Annotated in this window: 23 protein-coding genes; 2 read left to right on the top strand and 21 right to left on the bottom strand. The window is 56.3% G+C overall.

All coding sequences use genetic code 11. The features are described 5' to 3' along the window. Positions 1-92 precede the first annotated feature (92 nt). The 7 genes from LU671_RS03815 to LU671_RS03845 form a co-directional block, all read right to left on the bottom strand. Positions 93-494 carry a hypothetical protein gene (locus LU671_RS03815; protein ID WP_010792702.1) on the bottom strand — a complete coding sequence of 134 codons (402 nt, stop codon included), beginning with the start codon at positions 492-494 and terminating at the stop codon, positions 93-95. A gap of 91 nt (positions 495-585) precedes the next feature. Next, a complete protein-coding gene (locus LU671_RS03820) occupies positions 586-966 on the bottom strand; it encodes a WGR domain-containing protein (RefSeq protein ID WP_019438002.1) in 381 nt (126 codons plus the stop codon). Between the two features lie 130 nt (positions 967-1,096). Further along, positions 1,097-1,339 carry a hypothetical protein gene (locus LU671_RS03825; RefSeq protein ID WP_010792703.1) on the bottom strand — a complete coding sequence of 81 codons (243 nt, stop codon included), beginning with the start codon at positions 1,337-1,339 and terminating at the stop codon, positions 1,097-1,099. Between the two features lie 147 nt (positions 1,340-1,486). Beyond that, the gene (locus LU671_RS03830) at positions 1,487-1,942 is read right to left on the bottom strand and encodes a hypothetical protein (RefSeq protein WP_010792704.1); all 456 of its coding nucleotides are present in this window, start codon (positions 1,940-1,942) and stop codon (positions 1,487-1,489) included. Between the two features lie 75 nt (positions 1,943-2,017). Continuing rightward, positions 2,018-2,413 carry a response regulator gene (locus tag LU671_RS03835; RefSeq protein WP_010792705.1) on the bottom strand — a complete coding sequence of 132 codons (396 nt, stop codon included), beginning with the start codon at positions 2,411-2,413 and terminating at the stop codon, positions 2,018-2,020. A 101-nt stretch (positions 2,414-2,514) separates the two neighbouring features. Continuing rightward, positions 2,515-2,736 carry a hypothetical protein gene (locus LU671_RS03840; protein WP_021018443.1) on the bottom strand — a complete coding sequence of 74 codons (222 nt, stop codon included), beginning with the start codon at positions 2,734-2,736 and terminating at the stop codon, positions 2,515-2,517. After that, entirely contained in the window at positions 2,733-3,059 is a 327-nt protein-coding gene (locus LU671_RS03845) for a hypothetical protein (protein WP_010792706.1), read from the bottom strand. The genes LU671_RS03840 and LU671_RS03845 overlap by 4 nt, the downstream gene beginning before the upstream one ends. 150 nt (positions 3,060-3,209) lie before the next feature. On the opposite strand from LU671_RS03845, the gene LU671_RS03850 reads away from it, so the two are divergent. Then, positions 3,210-3,542 carry a MarR family transcriptional regulator gene (locus LU671_RS03850; protein WP_019438004.1) on the top strand — a complete coding sequence of 111 codons (333 nt, stop codon included), beginning with the start codon at positions 3,210-3,212 and terminating at the stop codon, positions 3,540-3,542. A 44-nt stretch (positions 3,543-3,586) separates the two neighbouring features. On the opposite strand, the gene LU671_RS03855 is transcribed toward LU671_RS03850, so the two are convergent. The 13 genes from LU671_RS03855 to LU671_RS03915 all read right to left on the bottom strand — a co-directional run bounded on the left by LU671_RS03855 (position 3,587) and on the right by LU671_RS03915 (position 14,105). Further along, entirely contained in the window at positions 3,587-4,159 is a 573-nt protein-coding gene (locus LU671_RS03855) for a hypothetical protein (RefSeq protein ID WP_019438005.1), read from the bottom strand. 34 nt (positions 4,160-4,193) lie between these two features. After that, a complete protein-coding gene (locus LU671_RS03860) occupies positions 4,194-5,312 on the bottom strand; it encodes a tetratricopeptide repeat protein (RefSeq protein WP_087785525.1) in 1,119 nt (372 codons plus the stop codon). 129 nt (positions 5,313-5,441) lie between these two features. Beyond that, positions 5,442-5,843, bottom strand: coding sequence for a DUF262 domain-containing protein (locus LU671_RS03865; protein WP_228778172.1), 402 nt, complete (start codon positions 5,841-5,843; stop codon positions 5,442-5,444). Between the two features lie 227 nt (positions 5,844-6,070). Then, positions 6,071-6,307: a YheU family protein gene (locus LU671_RS03870; RefSeq protein WP_019438007.1), complete on the bottom strand. Its 237-nt coding sequence runs from the start codon at positions 6,305-6,307 to the stop codon at positions 6,071-6,073. 76 nt (positions 6,308-6,383) lie between these two features. Further along, the gene (locus tag LU671_RS03875) at positions 6,384-7,439 is read right to left on the bottom strand and encodes a hypothetical protein (RefSeq protein ID WP_021018446.1); all 1,056 of its coding nucleotides are present in this window, start codon (positions 7,437-7,439) and stop codon (positions 6,384-6,386) included. 8 nt (positions 7,440-7,447) lie between these two features. Further along, positions 7,448-7,741, bottom strand: coding sequence for a hypothetical protein (locus LU671_RS03880; protein WP_177331035.1), 294 nt, complete (start codon positions 7,739-7,741; stop codon positions 7,448-7,450). 119 nt (positions 7,742-7,860) lie between these two features. Next, the gene (locus tag LU671_RS03885) at positions 7,861-8,376 is read right to left on the bottom strand and encodes a hypothetical protein (protein ID WP_171886844.1); all 516 of its coding nucleotides are present in this window, start codon (positions 8,374-8,376) and stop codon (positions 7,861-7,863) included. Between the two features lie 308 nt (positions 8,377-8,684). Beyond that, positions 8,685-9,089 carry a hypothetical protein gene (locus LU671_RS03890; RefSeq protein WP_019484866.1) on the bottom strand — a complete coding sequence of 135 codons (405 nt, stop codon included), beginning with the start codon at positions 9,087-9,089 and terminating at the stop codon, positions 8,685-8,687. A gap of 17 nt (positions 9,090-9,106) precedes the next feature. Beyond that, a complete protein-coding gene (locus tag LU671_RS03895) occupies positions 9,107-9,667 on the bottom strand; it encodes a hypothetical protein (protein ID WP_019438011.1) in 561 nt (186 codons plus the stop codon). Continuing rightward, a complete protein-coding gene (locus LU671_RS03900) occupies positions 9,664-10,005 on the bottom strand; it encodes a hypothetical protein (protein WP_044060644.1) in 342 nt (113 codons plus the stop codon). Before LU671_RS03900 ends, LU671_RS03895 begins: the two co-directional genes overlap by 4 nt. A gap of 744 nt (positions 10,006-10,749) precedes the next feature. Continuing rightward, complete coding sequence (locus tag LU671_RS03905) at positions 10,750-11,205, bottom strand: hypothetical protein (RefSeq protein ID WP_010792716.1); 456 nt, start codon at positions 11,203-11,205, stop codon at positions 10,750-10,752. 533 nt (positions 11,206-11,738) lie between these two features. Next, positions 11,739-12,266 (bottom strand): hypothetical protein, encoded by a 528-nt coding sequence (locus LU671_RS03910; protein ID WP_010792717.1) that lies wholly within the window; start codon positions 12,264-12,266, stop codon positions 11,739-11,741. Positions 12,267-13,490: 1,224 nt separating this feature from the next. Next, complete coding sequence (locus tag LU671_RS03915) at positions 13,491-14,105, bottom strand: hypothetical protein (protein WP_021018452.1); 615 nt, start codon at positions 14,103-14,105, stop codon at positions 13,491-13,493. 102 nt (positions 14,106-14,207) lie between these two features. On the opposite strand from LU671_RS03915, the gene LU671_RS03920 reads away from it, so the two are divergent. Beyond that, positions 14,208-14,909 (top strand): YcbK family protein, encoded by a 702-nt coding sequence (locus LU671_RS03920; RefSeq protein WP_021018453.1) that lies wholly within the window; start codon positions 14,208-14,210, stop codon positions 14,907-14,909. Between the two features lie 15 nt (positions 14,910-14,924). On the opposite strand, the gene LU671_RS03925 is transcribed toward LU671_RS03920, so the two are convergent. Further along, positions 14,925-15,587 (bottom strand): OmpA family protein, encoded by a 663-nt coding sequence (locus LU671_RS03925; RefSeq protein ID WP_010792719.1) that lies wholly within the window; start codon positions 15,585-15,587, stop codon positions 14,925-14,927. Positions 15,588-15,627 lie beyond the last annotated feature (40 nt).

Raw genomic sequence — 15,627 nt, forward strand, 5'->3', positions numbered from 1 at the left:
TCGCGGGGCTGAGATCCATAGGAGCCAGCTTGAGTGTCCCGCTCCCGAGTTGTAGGAGCAGGATGTGGTCCTAAGAGGTGTGCCAGAACCTGTTAGTTGGAGGCTGGAACTGGCACAGTTTTGAGCTCTTCGAGGCGCTTCAGGATGGCGATTGCCTCATCAGAGGTAGCGGGATTGGCATATGCGGACATGAAGCTGTCGAGCAAGGAGCGCAGCATCCCGCCGGTGCCCTCATTACGAATTACGGACATGAGGCAAAACTGCTCCAAAGGGACCGAGTCGACATTACTGAGGAAGTCTTCACCGACGGTGTTCCCGACGTCATTCATCAGGATGCGGAGGATGTGATCAGGACCTTCCACATTGCCTTCACTGTCGCCGGGAACATCCACGAATGATAGGAAGCGGCCTGAGGTGTGGCCGTGAGGGGTGTTGCGTAGCGCATTCAGATGCTGATCGATGCGCTCATTGAGGGTCGAGCCTCTGTTGGTCATGGTGTATCTCTCATTCACGATACGCCAAGGCTATCAGCCGAAATGCTGCGGTAGTAGCGAAAGCAGTGGGGCGCGCAGATGCGAAGCCCAACTACAACCAAAGACGCATTGGATCGATTTCAACGGCCCGAACTGGCAAGGCCTTGAGCTGGTCAAGTCGTTGTTGCCTTGCTGCTTGATCCTCAGCAGTCATCTCGGACTTGAGTTGCATTTTTTCTGCTGGGGCGTCCGTAGCGGTACCCACGAGCACGTAACCGCGTGCAAGCCTTTTTTTGCAAGCTGCCTCGAATGCCTCAAGAGCCGCGAAGTAGGAGCTCTGGGACTTCACAACCCGTTGAGTTCCGGCTGTCCCAGTACGGCCATAATGCGAGAGGACCACCCAACCACCCGAGGTGGAATTGAGCATCAAGGTGTAGAACTTATTGGAGCTACCTTGCTGACAAAGGTAGTTGTGGGTCTGATTCAGGCTCATGCGGGCTCCCGTTGCATGGGAGTGATGATCCTTCGTTCAGTGAGGTGCCAGAAGCTCGGCTTGGAATGGAGACTCCCGGCTGAGTATCCCCAGGAGGGCCCTGGTGCACTCAGCCGGAGATGGAGGGGAATTACACCGCTGGGGCCAGATCCGGAGCCGGGTGGCCTTTACGGTGGGCGCGGTGGAGATGAGTGGCCCAGGCGACCAGGAGCGCGAAAAGGGTGAACGCCATCCAAAGACTGCCGATGCAGAACCATGCGATCGGATTGAGGGTGGTGCCCTCACCGAACATGAGCGTGGTGGTGAGAGCGCAGGCCACGACAAACAGGGTCATGGCCATGAATGCAACGCGGAGGAAAGACTCGGTGATCATGTGGTAGCTCCTTCGCTAAACCGACATTACTGATTTGGGCTTTCGCCGGGCCAACCTGTCCGGCATGAGCAGAGGTATAACCAGGGTGAGTCTTGTTTCAAGGTGCAGCCTGAAAATACGAACCCCGCCGAAGCGGGGTCACTGTGACTATGGAGTTAGCCGGTCCACGTCGAGTATCGCGTTCAACTGCCCTTGCAGCTGTTTCAAAGCGCCCTCGATGTCACCTTGCTGCAGATTATGGAGTGCACACGATGCCGCAACATGAAGATCCACGTATGCATGCATGAGCGTGTTGTTAGTGGGGTAGGAGGACGCCGGGCCAGGCAGGGAGACCTCGATGTGCTGTGTGTCCTGCTCACTCCAGATGGCCTCACTCTTCAGGCAGGTATCTCCACCTTCAGTCACCAGGACCAACTGGTTGTTGATCTGCAGGAGCTCTTGGCCATTCCAGTTCACTAGGGTTTCGCTACCGTCCTCAAGAGTAATGGTGTCGCCTGTCTTGTGGATTTCACGGGGAACCCAAGCTGGGATCACTTCAAAAGTGCCGGCCAGACGATCACCCGAGATCGGGTGGTAGGGATATAAACGCGAGTTGCTCGACATTCTGTTTTGGCTCCTTATTGATGAACAATGGAGCCATTCTTGAATGCGTTAGGGGGTGCCACCAGCTGAGTGGTGTCAAACCTCAGGTTCAAATTGCGGGCAGTGTTTCCTTACCGCGGAGAGTAGATCGTCCTGGGTAAACGGTTTGGTGATGTAGTCTGTTGCGCCGTGTTTTTTGCCCAAGGCGATGTCAAACAGGCCATCCTTCGACGAAAGCATCACCACAGGAACTGACTTGAAACTGTCCCGGCTACGAATCAGTTGGCAGGTCTGGTAACCGTTGAGCCGCGGCATGAGGACGTCGATGAAAATGAGGTCTGGTTTAAAGTCCAGAGCTCGGCCGAGACATTCGAACCCGTCGACAACGCAAAGCACCTCGCATCCTGCCTTAGCGAGCATGACTTCGCCCGTTTTTCGGATAGTTCGGGAGTCATCGACAAGCATGACTCGCAAGGGGGATAGATTACTCATAGGGGTCCTCGGGATTACGTGCCATCAATGGCAAGACCGACGAATGTTCGCCGGTCTGTTGCTGATAATCCAGTGAAGTCAGTTTGCTACTTTTCACCGCATCAGAAACGCCGTATTTCCGGATCGAATTCCTGAGCAAGACGCATGGCGTCACTCATCGATTTGAAGCCCGATTGCCGCGAGCCATCGGAAAGACGTACTTCCCACTGCAGGGCCTGATTACCGGCTTTGGAAGGCGCGGTATGGCTCCAGATCCGCGCTCCTGTCTCGTGCTGATAGATGCCTGGCCGGCTTCGGTACCACCCTTGAACGGCCTTGCTCACGCCTCGCCTCCGGATTTCAGCGGGTTTCCAGTGGCAGCATGCATTAGCACCTTTCGCTTTGCCCCGCGCACCAAGCGGTAAATCTCCACTTGGCCTGCAGATATCGCATCTCGCAGGTCTTGCTCATCATGGGGCGTGGCTTCAACTGTCGAGATCGTGTCGACAACCTTGTGCATCTTTCCGTCGGACAGAATTGTGAACGTCGGGCCGGGACAGATCCTTGCGAAGGTACTGGAACTGGGACTCTGGCCAGCCTGGTGCTTCCAGCCATAGAGCACACCTTCTACGGTGTCCGAAAGTTGGGGGGTGTGATTGCGATTCATCAAATAGCCTCGTCAGCCAGGAAATTTCGGGGCTATTTGAACGTTCCGAGAGCTGTGCCAGAACCACTTGGAAAGCAGACCAGCATTTCGAGTTGAATCAGTAACTTTCTTCGATAAAGTCGGGGGTGTCCGTAGCAAAGTGCCTTCAGAATGACTCCTCTCACTCAGATCAAGATCGAACGTGGCCTGTTCAAGGCCCCCGCAACCCTCACCGAGGTGGATCGAAACGCTCTTGCCGTCATCCAGAACCTAGGTGGTGAGATCACGGACGCCGGTATGTTAGGCACGCTGGTTTCGACCAAAGTCGCTTCAGCAAGAAATCAAAGGTTGCTGGGGGGCCGATTAATCAAGCGATTGGAGGGGATGGGGCTGCTGGAGCGCCGGCGGAGTGACGAAAGTGTCTCCCGGTTCGCACTTACAGAATCCGGAGCCGAGCAGGCACGGGCTTCGAAGCTCCCGATCACTGCACGAATTCTGGCGTGACTGGGGGGCGCCTTTGCATAAGGTGCCCCAGTCGGAGAGCCCCTCTACTGGTTCGAAGAGCTCAGGACATTCGCGATAACTGCCAGGCCCAGTGCAGTGAGCTTGACGTCGAAACAACGATCATCAGAGTCGAGCCGGTCCGGCATCTCAGCGACGATGCCCTTCTTCATGCAGGAGAGCGCAACGCGATGCTCTTCTCGATCGCACTCCACTGATTCCGTTTCAGTCAGGTCGTTATCAAAGGACCGCACGAACCGCAGCTGAGGCTCAGTGAGCTTTCCCGCAATTTTGTCAGCGCGAAGCCCGATCAGGTGCGTATGGACCTGGTCTGCAGGGATTTCCAGTTTCGCCCAGGCGGCAAAAGAGGTACGGGTGCTGTTGCTCTCCTGTCCGATGTCGGTGGAGGACTTGGCGTTCAGGCAGCGAAAGCGCAGGCAGTCTTCATCTTCGACGCCGGCGTAGAGCTTGTATTGAGGCCCCTCATCAAGCACTTCCCGCAGTCCAACCTTGCCATCGCTGTAGAACCGACCTTTTCCGATTTCTGACTTTTTCATCAGCAGATCCTTGTTTGAGTGGATGTGTTGCAGTCGAGACTGCTCGTGGAACAGGGTCATCATCCGCCCATCTGTTCTGTGCCAGCAGCCGGGATGATTAGCCCTGGTCGACAGCTTCGTTCGTTTCCTGGATGCACTGATCCAGCTTGCCCGGGCTTTTTCGCTCCGAAAGGGTCTTCACTCCGGCCAGCGCGGATAGCTCAGCTGCTGCCTCTGCGTGTCCATGATTTGCAGCTACGGCATACCAGCAATACGCCTCGAACTGGCCATCAATTGAAGGGTATTTCCCCAGGCTTAGCCCCAGGGCAAACCGATACATCGCCTCTAAGTCGCCGTTGTACGCCTTCTGCTTGAGAGACTCCGCTCGTACATCCGCGGGGTCTCCCTCCGTACGAGGCTGCACCACCAGGGAAGCTGACGCGCCGAGCGTGCGCGGTACGCTGAGGCCAGAATTCAACATGCTGAGAGCTCTAGCCGATTCAGAGTCTCCGGCGGCTGCGGCTTGACTCAAGAGATCTTTTGCTCGGGATGGATCGTTGAGGTTGGGTTGGTAAGTGTTATTGAGCAGCAAGGCGAATTCCCGTTTGGCCCTGACGCTGGTCTCTGCAGCTTTCTCCATCAGAGCGGTCCCATATGGGATGTCCTTGGTTACCCCTTTCCCAAGTAGATAGTCCCAGGCCAGCACCCGGGTAGACTCGACATGGCCAAGTCCGGATGCAGTGGTTAGATAAGCCACTGCGAGCTCAGGGTTAGCTGGCACTCCTTCTCCGTTCTGGTAGACCTTGGCCAGCCGGTACAGGGCATCCATGTTCCCCCTGAAGGCGCTTTGCTCCAGCAGTTCGATCATTGCCGTCGTGTCACCGGTGGTAGCTACCTTTTCCGCCTCGGCCAGCGCCTCACGGCCGGAGTCGGGTGCCGGTGTTACTGCAACTGGAACGTTCGGCGTAGAGGAAATCGGGGTCGGAACTGCACCAGCAGGGTAGACCTGAACGTCGGGTTCGATGTCAGCCGTCTGCCTGATCTGAGCGACGGGCAAATCGGCAGGGACTTGCCGCGGTGATGCTTTGAGGATGCGACCAGGTTCCGCGGCGGGTGCTTGGATTGGTTCTCGCGCAAGAGGCTCGTCGAAGGGGTTTCCCTCCCGTGTGACTTGGGAGGTACAGCCAGATGCGATGAGCGTTAACAGGAAGGTGGTGGGGATGCTCAAGCGTCTCATGCAGAAGGGCTCCTAACCATAGGCTGGCAAGGATTACAGAATCAGCAGAGAGGCCCAACCGAAAGCCAGGCCCGCATTTTCGGGCCCGGCTCTAAACCATAACGGGAAGTATCTGAAGCTCGGTGGACGTTAAGCGTTGAGCAATTCGAGGTCAGCCTCGGTGTGCGGGGTTCCACTGAAGTTCAGTCGGCGATACAGCTCCTTCAGGACCTTCTCGTCATCGGTGTAGTCCATCTCGATGCAGGGGAAGATCAGGTTGTTGAAGCGGCGGCGCTTGTCAGCCAGGCTCAAGTCCTGGAAGAAGATCCCCCCGAAGATGCTGATCTCCCCGTGAAAGAAGCGGGCGATCGCAGTGATTCGCTGTTGACCATCAATCAACCACCCAGACATGGGCTTGTCATGGCCCTGGTCGTCATAGTCGCGCCCATTGATAACGTAGTACCCGGTACCAAGGCCCAAGAAAATCCCCTCAATAAATTGGACCTGTTGGTCGAGGTTCCAGCTGGGCGGACGCTGCCACGGCGGAAGCACCAGGTTCAAAAGCTGACGCTCCTGATCAACGTTAGTGCGGGCCGGGGTCCCCTCCCACAGTGCGCTTATAGAATACGAGCGCTGGTTCCCAGCAAGGATTGGAGCAGGTAGGGCGAGAGAGGACATGGAGATCTCCAGTTGTTGAGCGACCAGGAAAGAGTGGATGCGCACATAATCTGGCAGGTAGGAGTGTGGCAGAAGCCCATCCGTTGAACTGCTGTAGATCGTCAGCTCCAGGCCTTAAGCATCTCGGCTGGAACCTCGGAGCGGAGAGTCAAAATACATTGCTGATAGGTCACATCGTAGAGAATGACCGCCTCACCGATTTTCAGCGCCCTCATCACTCGTTCGATCTTCACGGCCTCAGGAGTGTCGTCACCACCATCAGTTCCGTCCCTACTCACGAAATCGGCCATGAGGTTGTGAAGCGTTTCAGGCTGTAGCTGGTCGTAGGGAATGAGCATGGGATCACCTCTAGTTTGCCTTGAAGGGTGAGGTGATCCTCTGCTGTTGAACGGTGTGCCAGAACCCGCAGTATTATCAGTCCCGACTCTGGCAGTGCTGCACAAAACTTCTGATCAGATCCCGTTCGGACCTGGCGTCAATCAGGAAGCCGTAGAAGGAGTCAGAGCCTGTGGGGTGAAAGCCAAATCCAAGTTGTTCAGCGGACTGCATATCCCAAATCATGCTGGAGTCAGGGGTGAAGGTCGCCGTCAGATAATCACCACTGATCTTGGGAGCGGATTGCAGATGAGGGATGGGGAGAAACTGGCTGTTCACCCTCAGGGTGTAATTCCGCGCATTCCGCAAAATCTCTTGGTTGTTGGTGCCTGCATCGTATAGAGCGGAAATCTTGACGCCGTTGTGACTCGCGCAGGTGACGATCAGCTTGCCGGTACCGTTCCAGGTTTCCTGTTCCCCCTTGAGGTACACAGTTCCTTGCTTGCCTTCGATCCCCCACTGGGGCGATAGAATCCCGTTGTTCACCAATGACAGGCCAGAGGCTTCAGAAATTGGTAAAAGCTGCATCTTGCCGCCACCGACCTGGGCCATCTTTTCGAACAGCAAAGGGCTGACCCCCATACGGATCAGGTAGCTGGTGATGGCAGCGCTGACTACCTGCCCGACATCCAGGTCTGACGTCGAGGTGGTCCGGCGATAAAACCTGTGGATGCCAATACGGGCGTTCTGGTCTGCAAACCGGAAGTGGCCTCCACTGAATGTAAGGACGCAAGCGCTGTAGCAGATCCCGGGCAGAGGCTTGCCATAGTTACCACTGCTTTTTCCGATCGAAGTGTTGATGCCTCTGCGCCGGATCGCTTCACCCAGCTCCATTCCTGCGACCAGGTCCCCACCTGCAGAGTCCAGGTAGAGCATCGGCACCTTCCTGCCTATCTGGTCGAGGGCGGCCAGCATCTCCTGTTTGGTCGAGGTGGTTATTTCGCCTGAAAGGTACAGTTCTGCGGGCGCGGCGGTTCCATCAGGATATGTGCTTTGGAGCACTTTGATCGATGCGCCAGCGGTAGCAGGACTGAACATCAGACCGAGACTAAAGGCTGCGCCAAGAGCCTTCCCGGCCAAGTTTCTGATCTTCATCTGGCGCACTACAGGTCGAACCGTTTGAAGGTCAGCTTTCCTGCCGGAGTGTCTTGGGTGAGGTCTCCATTCTCCAGGATTTCGAAGCGAACGATGCGGTTGCCTTCTTGATCGAGGGCGGTAATTGATCCAGATTCTCTGCTCCAGCTGGACACCTTTACGTCCTGACCATCGGCGCTGATATTCCCTTCTTGGATCACCGCAATACCAACCGTCCTGGCCTGGCCTCCTTCGGATTCCATCGTTGCCTTGTAGGCACCGACAATTGAGTTGTCGCAGCCGGCGATCAGTGTGAGGGACATCACCAAGGCTATTCGTATAAGAGATTGCATGGAGGGCATCTTTGCTTTCCGAGAATAGGGTTTCTACAAAAAGCTAACGGGTTCCCCCGGCCATTCCAGTGAAAATGTATCCCGGAAATTCAGGGCCTACATTTCTGACGCGATCGTGCGGGTAGCGGCTTCGGAATGTCCTGTAGGCCTGCTTTCACCATCCTGCGGTACTGGTCACGTCGGGGAGGGGGAGCAAGGGGTATTTGCTCCGGGGGCGGAATTCCCTCGCGCTGGGCCAGACGAAGCACCGTTTCCTCGTAAGCATCTTGGTAGTTTCGAACGCCAATGCTGACCCTGATTTTAGGGGCGCCGTCGGCGGTTTGATTGGTTGCCCAGTGCGCGCGATAGGGTGGTGACTGGGAAACGATCAAGGAAATACTTGCGATTGGTTTGGAAGAACACGCGGCGCTATGGCTGCCTGGATCGATGCCTAGCTTCTTCTCTGTCAAATCACGCCAATCCATAGCTGCGCGTAGAGCTTCGCTGAGGGAGACCTCGGGGGTGATCTTGAAGGTCTGGTAATAGTCTCGACGATGCTCCTTCGTGCCTTGCTGGATCGTTGGCCTATATCCAACAATCTCGCCGTCCTGGTTCTTCAGAATCACGATCCGACGCATCTGGAACCGTTTGTCATCTCGCCAGCGGCGTTGTCGCATAAGGCGAGGGGCGGTCAGGCGGAGGGTATCAGCGGACGTAGAAGGTATAGGGGCAGGGGAGGCAGAGAGGGGCACTGGCAATGTTCCTTATCCATTGGCCCCACCCATATTGGGTAGGGCCATCCGAAGTTCGATATGTTCGCAAACATCGAGGGGGATTCAATGCCATTTGTCGGTCCGGAATTTCGGACACTGAGGCTCACCAAAGGAACGATGGCGGGCAAGCATTCTCCTTAAAGTGGAGCGAGATGCCGAGGCTACACGTCTATCTCAATGGTTTGCGCCTGGATAACGCCAATCAGTTGGTGAAGGCGATTAGCCAGGTCACGACGCGCATCAGAAGTGACAATTCGACCATCGCCGTATAGGCCCTGCATGATGGATTGAAGGCAGCGGAGCTGCTCACCTTCGAGAAAGAACCCCTTCATGCTTTCAAAGCTCGGTGGAAAGAGGTCTCGCCAGTGAGTGATCTGCTCGGTCACATCCCAAGCTGACGAGCAGGTGGTTTTCCATCGGCCGGAGCACTCATCTTCATCTGGGGGATACCACCTGACGACTGCCTGGGTTCCATCCTTGAATAGCCCCTGAAGTGCTTCAGATCGGGTCGTGTAGTGATCGGTGTTTGTGGCCGCTGGCGCGATGAGTACGCTGATCCAAGGCATGCTGCCTCTCCCGTGTATTAGGCCCGGCGTTTTGTCGTCGGAGATAGTTGTTCGAGGGCGTTCAGCAATCGCTGCGCATCATTCGTGCGGATCTGAACCACCTCTGCGCCACCGGCAATGCCGGCGCGGAGTTGGCTCGGTACTTTCGCTTTGAGCAGCGTACGGACTACTGCTTTTGCCGCGGCGACAGGGCGATCCTTGCGGGGCTTCCTCTGTCTGTCTTCCTCCTGAGCCGCTTCCTGAATCACAGCCATAACGTCCTGGCCTGTGGCCTCAGCAACACGCATTGCCTTGTGTGCTGAGGCAATGGACGCTTTTCGGTTGGCCACCATTTCCACCAGCCCAGTCGGTGCTTTGGAAAACTCAAGTAAGGTTTTCACATGCCGCAATGATCGGCCTGCGATCGCTGCGATCTCGATGTCCATACAACCAGCCTGGCTAAGGTTCATATACACCTGCGCAGCCAGGTGCGGGCGAAGGCCCGCAAGAGCTATCCGGAACGCCTGCACTACTGCTGCAGGAATCGACTCGCCGGAGGTCAGAGAGGTCTTGACCTCTTCATATGGCAGATCTTTCACGCCTCACCCTCCCGCGAAATGATATCGACCTTCGTGCCGGCGCAATCGACTACGTAGGTGTAGTCCTCACTGGTATCGGCGGAGGTGTCAAAAGTGCCCTTGAAGTCCTCGTCGCCGTAGCTACGAGAGCGCGGAACGAGCACCGGGTAGTAGTCGGTGGAATGACGGGTATCGCGGACACCGATCATCAGTCGCTGATCCAGGGTGATGAGCTTCTGCCTTTCCTCGTTGACCTTCACGAGCACGGCCTTCAGGTAGGCGGGCAGAATCTCCAGGTCGAACTGTTGGAGAGCTTCCAGTTGATCGAATAGGGCTTGGAGCTGGTTGGTATGGAACATGGGATTCTCCTTCTGGGAACGTGGAGTAATCCTCACGCCTGCGGGGCTGTGCCAGAACCCCCTTATGGAATGACACAAGGTGTTCTTTTTTCTGGAATTCAGGTCGTTAACTTCCTTAAGGCGAACTGTAATCGCGAAGGAGAGATCAGACTTTGAAGTGGACCTTGGTAGTTGTCACCTTTCTACAAGGTGGTTATGGCACTCCAGCAGGAGTGCAGTACCCCATCGTTTCCGTTACCCCGTACCAAAGCCAGGCCGAATGCGTAACGGTCCTCAACGCCATCATGGATATGTCGGGCTATCAATCTCGGGCGAAGTGCGTCCCGCCGCCGGCAAAGATTCCGGCGAAAGAGGCGGCCGTTAAGTAGATCGGAGTGCGAAAGGGGCCGCCCTTTGGGCGGTCCCTACATTTTCGTGATGTGAGACTGTCTCAGTCTAGTGGAGAGTGGCTGGCGCTCTCAGGATCGGTGCGTAGGGGCTCTCTGCGAGGAGTAGGCGGCGGCGTGTTTTCTTCGCTCTTCTGCTCTCGAGAAGTGCTGGCGTGCGCCGCTGATATTTCTTTGGCGACGATACGAACCATTACGCTATCGGTAATGAGTCCATAGAAGGTGCCGTGCAACTCCAGAGGATGTGCAATTCGATTCAAGAACTGGCTCCGTGTTTCTGATCTCCACAGGGACGAACATACAGCATTGGTGCATGGTCGCCCCTTCAAAAACGGCCACTCAAGGTAGCCCCGTTTCATCATGCTGCTTGGGTTTGGTTCTCAGTGGCACTGCCCTTGACTTTGGCCAGTTTGTCCATGAAACCAGCCAGGGGCATGTCCTGCAGATCGGAAATTCGATCGCGCAGAATCGACCAGCGTTCTTCTTCCTCCATGGCCATGTACTGGCTGCGATAGCGGCATCCATCCAGGATGAGTTCAGTCGCGGTCGCGCGGTCGACTACGAAGACGACCTTGCCATCAAGCTTCAGGTTCTCCCTTGCAAAAACCTCAGAGATGCTGTCTTCCGGGTCTAGCGTGGCGTAGAAGCGGCCGCGGAGAAAGTCACCTTGGAACGTGGTCTGGCCCAGTAGTGGGCGAGCTGCATTCATCAAAATGTGCCCTGAGGGTGTCTCGGTTCCGTGATCCAGGTTGGTAGTAACCGCAACCGGAGCATGGGCCAGGAAGGAAAGCAGGTTGGATTGAGCGTATTGCATGGGGAGGTCCTCTGTCTGGGATAGGCCCAGTATCAGCAGGGAAGGGCTGTGCCAGAACCGCTGTCAGAATTTCACAGGGTCAACTTGACGTGCATCGCTCAAACGCTTCTGTACCTTGGACGCATCACTGGTGACGCCAGATCCTGGCAAAGAGAGGCCCCCTTGATACGTCGAATTGCCGTAATGGCAACCCTTACCATCGCTGCCGGTTGCAGCTCCCACGCTACGTCGGAAACTCCCACGTCCTTGAATGGCCAGGTATCCGCGCAGCCCACTCCCTTGACTGCAAGCCAAGCCCGTTCGTTGGCATTCGATGACTGCAATTACATCGTCGACCACCTGGCTAGCACCCACAAAGATTCCGCACGGGCTCGAGCGTTGAATTACTGCATGGGCGTGGACGTCGCTAAGTTCGGCATGAACTGATCTGGTCGATCAGCCAAGAAAAGAAAACCCCGCACCTGTGAAGGTAGCGGGGTTTTTGTTGGCTCCAACTTTGAAATCCAGCAAACCGAAAGGCCAGCTGGTGACAATCAAGCAGCGGATGCGTACTTGGCGTCGATGTTTTGGAACTGATCCAGCATTTCCCGGTAGCTGATCTCGCCGCAATTGTGCCGCGTGATGAACTCCAGGCGCTCGCACCCTTTCTTCCACTCGACCGTAGATGCAACCCGATCGAGGGTATCTGGAGATGCCACCATACGAAAACCGGCGCAGAAGGCGTCTGATACGACTTCGTCCAGAGTTGTGCAGGTGTGATGGGTAATCCAGCCGTGCAGACCGAAAGCCTGGTAGCGGAATTTACCGGGTTCTGAGGCATCAGGAAGAACCAGCGCCCATTGGTTCCCGGACCAATGTTTGAGGATCAACCCTACGCCAACCCGATCCAGTTCGTTGTACAAGGCGGTCAGGGCTTCGTGCCGCTCCATACTTTCCCGGAGCATTTGGCGGACCGAAGGCGATAGACCAGCTTGATCGGCATGGAGGTCTTCGCCATCCCCGAAGGTTTGGCGGACCGCCCTTGCCTGCTCGATGAAGCGATTTCGAAGGTCTTTATCCATGAGAACTCCAAGGGAGCACTCAAGCCCAGGGCATGATGTGCCCCAGGTTGGGTTAGAGGACGCGCCGGCGGATGCCAGGGCGCTCGAACCACGCTATGCGCGGTGTGCTGCTCCTGGCCAACCAGGTTGTCTTCATCCACAGATTGACTTCACGACATGGCCGGCCGGAAAGGCGCACGTCATCAGGCGAGCAGCTTGAGAGTTGCCCGACAGGTCTCACTTCGAGGATTTGAGTAAGTCGACTGTAGTCGAGTCACTCGGTGTGCACGAATGTGCAGTGGTTGGAGCCAGCGGTGACTCCCCGATTGAAAACTGAAACTCAGGTCTCAGCCGGGGCCAGATGAACACCCTAGAGTTCTAGCGCGTACATCTGGTGCTTAAAGTCCAAGGACTCAAGCAGGAAGCATGTTTTTTGTATCACCACGCCCTACCCATCGCAAGTCAAACTGAGGCCTATTTTCTTACTCTAACGCGGTCGAGCCCGGTTTAGAGGTATGTACTGCGAGTGTTCGTCTCTCAGTACCCGGCCGAGGCTCCATCCTTCCTCAAGCGAAGCCAGGTCATCCCAGGCGATCGGGGTCAGACTGGCATTCCACCCTGCCTTAACGTCGCTGGTGTAATGGAGCGATCCATCGGGATGAAGCCGGACTATCAGTGCGTCTGGCGGTGATTGGATGTTGTGTCGACGAGTGAATCGGAAGCAAGCCGAGCATTCACCGCCGCCGGAGCACACATCGAAATGACTACCCCACTGAGCAATGGCCGTATTCATCGATTCCCGAAGCCCTGCAAATGTCCGCGGCCGGAGTGCCCAGCGGGGTTGAGGGTCAATCGAATCGATGCGTAAGCGATTCCTTCCGTCGCCATCAGGGCCACGCGGATCGCAGCTTGGGCCTTCCAGGTATATTGGCACTGTGGTCTCCTCAGGCAGCTGTGGCAATGGTGCTGGTTGGGCAGGAGCGCTCTGCCAGGCGCAGCTTGCGTGCTAGATCCTTGTCCGCTCGCCAATCGCTTGGCGTGTACGAGGCGAACACCGGAGGGCAGCCTGGCCGGCTGAAACGTAAGTGTGTTCCCCGGGTGATGGAGATTTCCCAGAGAGGATGTGCTTTCTGTAGTTCTCGGAGACGTTTCATGTGATGGGATTCCAGTTTGAGTACGCCCATCGTGATGCTCGAGGATCTGTGCCACCAGCTGATAAAAATCAGGCCCCGAAGGGCCTGACATTCAGAAGTCGATCGGTGATTCTTGGGGGCAGCGCGCCAGATGCAAGCCGAGTTGAATCGAAACGATCTCGGCCAGGTCCTCTTTCGTCAGGGGCGCGTCGCCAATCGCCAAGCCAGAACGAAGTACGTGTGCACCATTCTTTGCCTTCCAATCGATCGCGACAAAATGAAGCCCTGGAACTTCGTTGAGCGGAGGAGCAAGGCCCCAGGTCTGTGTAGTCCGCGCGAAACCGGCCAGGCAAGCGATTACTGTATTTTTCTTGCCTAGATCTCGCTGAGATGCCTCCGGAAGCGAGTCGAATTCGGCTACTGTGCCGAGATACTGCTCGAACGGCTTGTGTTTCGGATCTCGTCGAAGCAGTTCCGCGATGATCCCATCACCACTCACTACGGAGCGGTAGAGATCCTGGGAAACCATTGCGGCCACCCGGGGACCGCGGTGGATGTTCACAGAGTAAAACCAGCATCGAACCGCAGAAATGGCTGGGGTTTCTGGGTCCATCTGCCAGCCTGATTTCTCCATAGCGGCCGCGACACGCTTCCGCATCGCTTCATTAAGTTGGTGCATCGAGGTACCTATCATCTGTTTGGGAGCACCGATCTTGGCATTAACCAAGTGTGCCACCAGCTCGGGAAAAGCCACGGTCGTTTTGAGTTGAATGACGCGATGCGCCAGCTATCGTGGGCTCCGACTTTCGGAGTTCATCGGATACAGGCGTTGAAACCATCGACCATTACCCGACGGCAACTGCTTGCAGCATTTCTCGCCGCGCCAGCCGCACTCACATTGAGCCAAGCCCTCGGCAGTGTCCCCTCAGGACGTAAATACGATTGGCGTGTGGTAGCGCTAAACCGAGATCGTTGGCTTGATCTTGAAAGGCCTGATAGCGGTGAGAAGGCATCTTTCTGCTACTTTCGCGGAGGGAAGGGCTGGGACGTTGGTGGATACCAGAAAGCCTGCAGCATTCTGCGAGACGTGAAATTCAAATCAACCGTTCGCATGAGCCCGAAGCTACTTGATCTGCTTTACCTCATCCAGGTCTGGTTGAGGATCAACCGATTGCCCTACAAGATCCTTGTGAACAGTGGGTACCGCACCCCACAGCACAACTCCAAATTGGAGGGCGCAGCCAAGCAATCACTTCATATCAAGGCGATGGCCGCGGATATTCGCATACCAGGCTTGTCCGTCGACAACCTGGGAAAGCTGGCCCAGGCTATTGGCGTCGGAGGTGTGGGCTTCTATCCCACGAAGGGATTCATCCATGTCGACGTCGGCAAGGTTCGAACCTGGCGCGTGGCCGAATCGACCGTCCTGGAGCCAGAACACTGGATTGTGGAGCTACTCGATCCTTCGACCGATGCTCAGTGGCTGGCCAACCTTGCGCCTGATTGGCCAGAACTTGAAATGCTCGCTTGACCTTCAGCAGCCGCCCTAGATCGCGCTTATTCGCAACTCCACCCGGCGATTGGCTTGGCGACCGGCGGGTGTTTCATTTCCTGCGACCGGCATCGAATCGGCCACCCCGCGAATTGCAATCCGGTCAGCCTGAATTCCACCTGCGTAAAGGAACTGTCCAACCGCCTGCGCTCGGTTGTAGCTGAGACGAAGGTTATTTTGGAACGGACCGGTGTTGTCCGTATGGCCGGTGATTTCAATGCGAAGGTTACCTTGGTTCCGCAGCGATTCGGCCAGTCGCGCTAGGGACGGGAAAGCCTGACTTTGCAGATCTGCCGATCCAGTGCTGAACGTAATGTCCGCGGGCGCGCTCACCACGAGTGCCTGGGTGGTGTTCGCATCATCCACCTGCTTTTCAACGGTGAGGCCTGTCCCTTTCAGCTTTGCCTCTAGCTCGCCATGCTTACGGTCGAGGATGAACCCGGTGCCACCGCCGATACCAGCACCAATTGCCGCACCAATGAGGGCTGCACGACTATCGCCGATCGCCGCGCCAATTAGGCCGCCTGCAACAGTCCCTACTACGGCCCCGACGGCGGTCCGGTTAATTTCACGCTCACCGGTCATGGGGTTGGTCGCACAGCCGGCCAGGCAAGCGAGCATTACGAGGACGCTGAAGGGTTTGAGCAGTTTGTTCATGCTGGAGCTCCTTGAGATGGAGCTCCATGTTGATGGTAGG

Source organism: Pseudomonas sp. NMI760_13, assembly GCF_021283245.1.
In the GTDB taxonomy this organism is placed as follows: domain Bacteria; phylum Pseudomonadota; class Gammaproteobacteria; order Pseudomonadales; family Pseudomonadaceae; genus Aquipseudomonas; species Aquipseudomonas peradeniyensis.

Coding starts and splice junctions, on each gene's coding strand:
- LU671_RS03905 (WP_010792716.1), bottom strand. CDS start 11,205: ATGCAATACGCTCAATCCAACCTGCTTTCCTTCCTGGCCCATGCTCCG.
- LU671_RS03875 (WP_021018446.1), bottom strand. CDS start 7,439: ATGAAGATCAGAAACTTGGCCGGGAAGGCTCTTGGCGCAGCCTTTAGT.
- LU671_RS03850 (WP_019438004.1), top strand. CDS start 3,210: ATGACTCCTCTCACTCAGATCAAGATCGAACGTGGCCTGTTCAAGGCC.
- LU671_RS03890 (WP_019484866.1), bottom strand. CDS start 9,089: ATGCCTTGGATCAGCGTACTCATCGCGCCAGCGGCCACAAACACCGAT.
- LU671_RS03880 (WP_177331035.1), bottom strand. CDS start 7,741: ATGTCCCTCACACTGATCGCCGGCTGCGACAACTCAATTGTCGGTGCC.
- LU671_RS03830 (WP_010792704.1), bottom strand. CDS start 1,942: ATGTCGAGCAACTCGCGTTTATATCCCTACCACCCGATCTCGGGTGAT.
- LU671_RS03910 (WP_010792717.1), bottom strand. CDS start 12,266: ATGGATAAAGACCTTCGAAATCGCTTCATCGAGCAGGCAAGGGCGGTC.
- LU671_RS03835 (WP_010792705.1), bottom strand. CDS start 2,413: ATGAGTAATCTATCCCCCTTGCGAGTCATGCTTGTCGATGACTCCCGA.
- LU671_RS03845 (WP_010792706.1), bottom strand. CDS start 3,059: ATGAATCGCAATCACACCCCCCAACTTTCGGACACCGTAGAAGGTGTG.
- LU671_RS03855 (WP_019438005.1), bottom strand. CDS start 4,159: ATGATGACCCTGTTCCACGAGCAGTCTCGACTGCAACACATCCACTCA.
- LU671_RS03825 (WP_010792703.1), bottom strand. CDS start 1,339: ATGATCACCGAGTCTTTCCTCCGCGTTGCATTCATGGCCATGACCCTG.
- LU671_RS03925 (WP_010792719.1), bottom strand. CDS start 15,587: ATGAACAAACTGCTCAAACCCTTCAGCGTCCTCGTAATGCTCGCTTGC.
- LU671_RS03820 (WP_019438002.1), bottom strand. CDS start 966: ATGAGCCTGAATCAGACCCACAACTACCTTTGTCAGCAAGGTAGCTCC.
- LU671_RS03860 (WP_087785525.1), bottom strand. CDS start 5,312: ATGAGACGCTTGAGCATCCCCACCACCTTCCTGTTAACGCTCATCGCA.
- LU671_RS03870 (WP_019438007.1), bottom strand. CDS start 6,307: ATGCTCATTCCCTACGACCAGCTACAGCCTGAAACGCTTCACAACCTC.
- LU671_RS03815 (WP_010792702.1), bottom strand. CDS start 494: ATGACCAACAGAGGCTCGACCCTCAATGAGCGCATCGATCAGCATCTG.
- LU671_RS03900 (WP_044060644.1), bottom strand. CDS start 10,005: ATGTTCCATACCAACCAGCTCCAAGCCCTATTCGATCAACTGGAAGCT.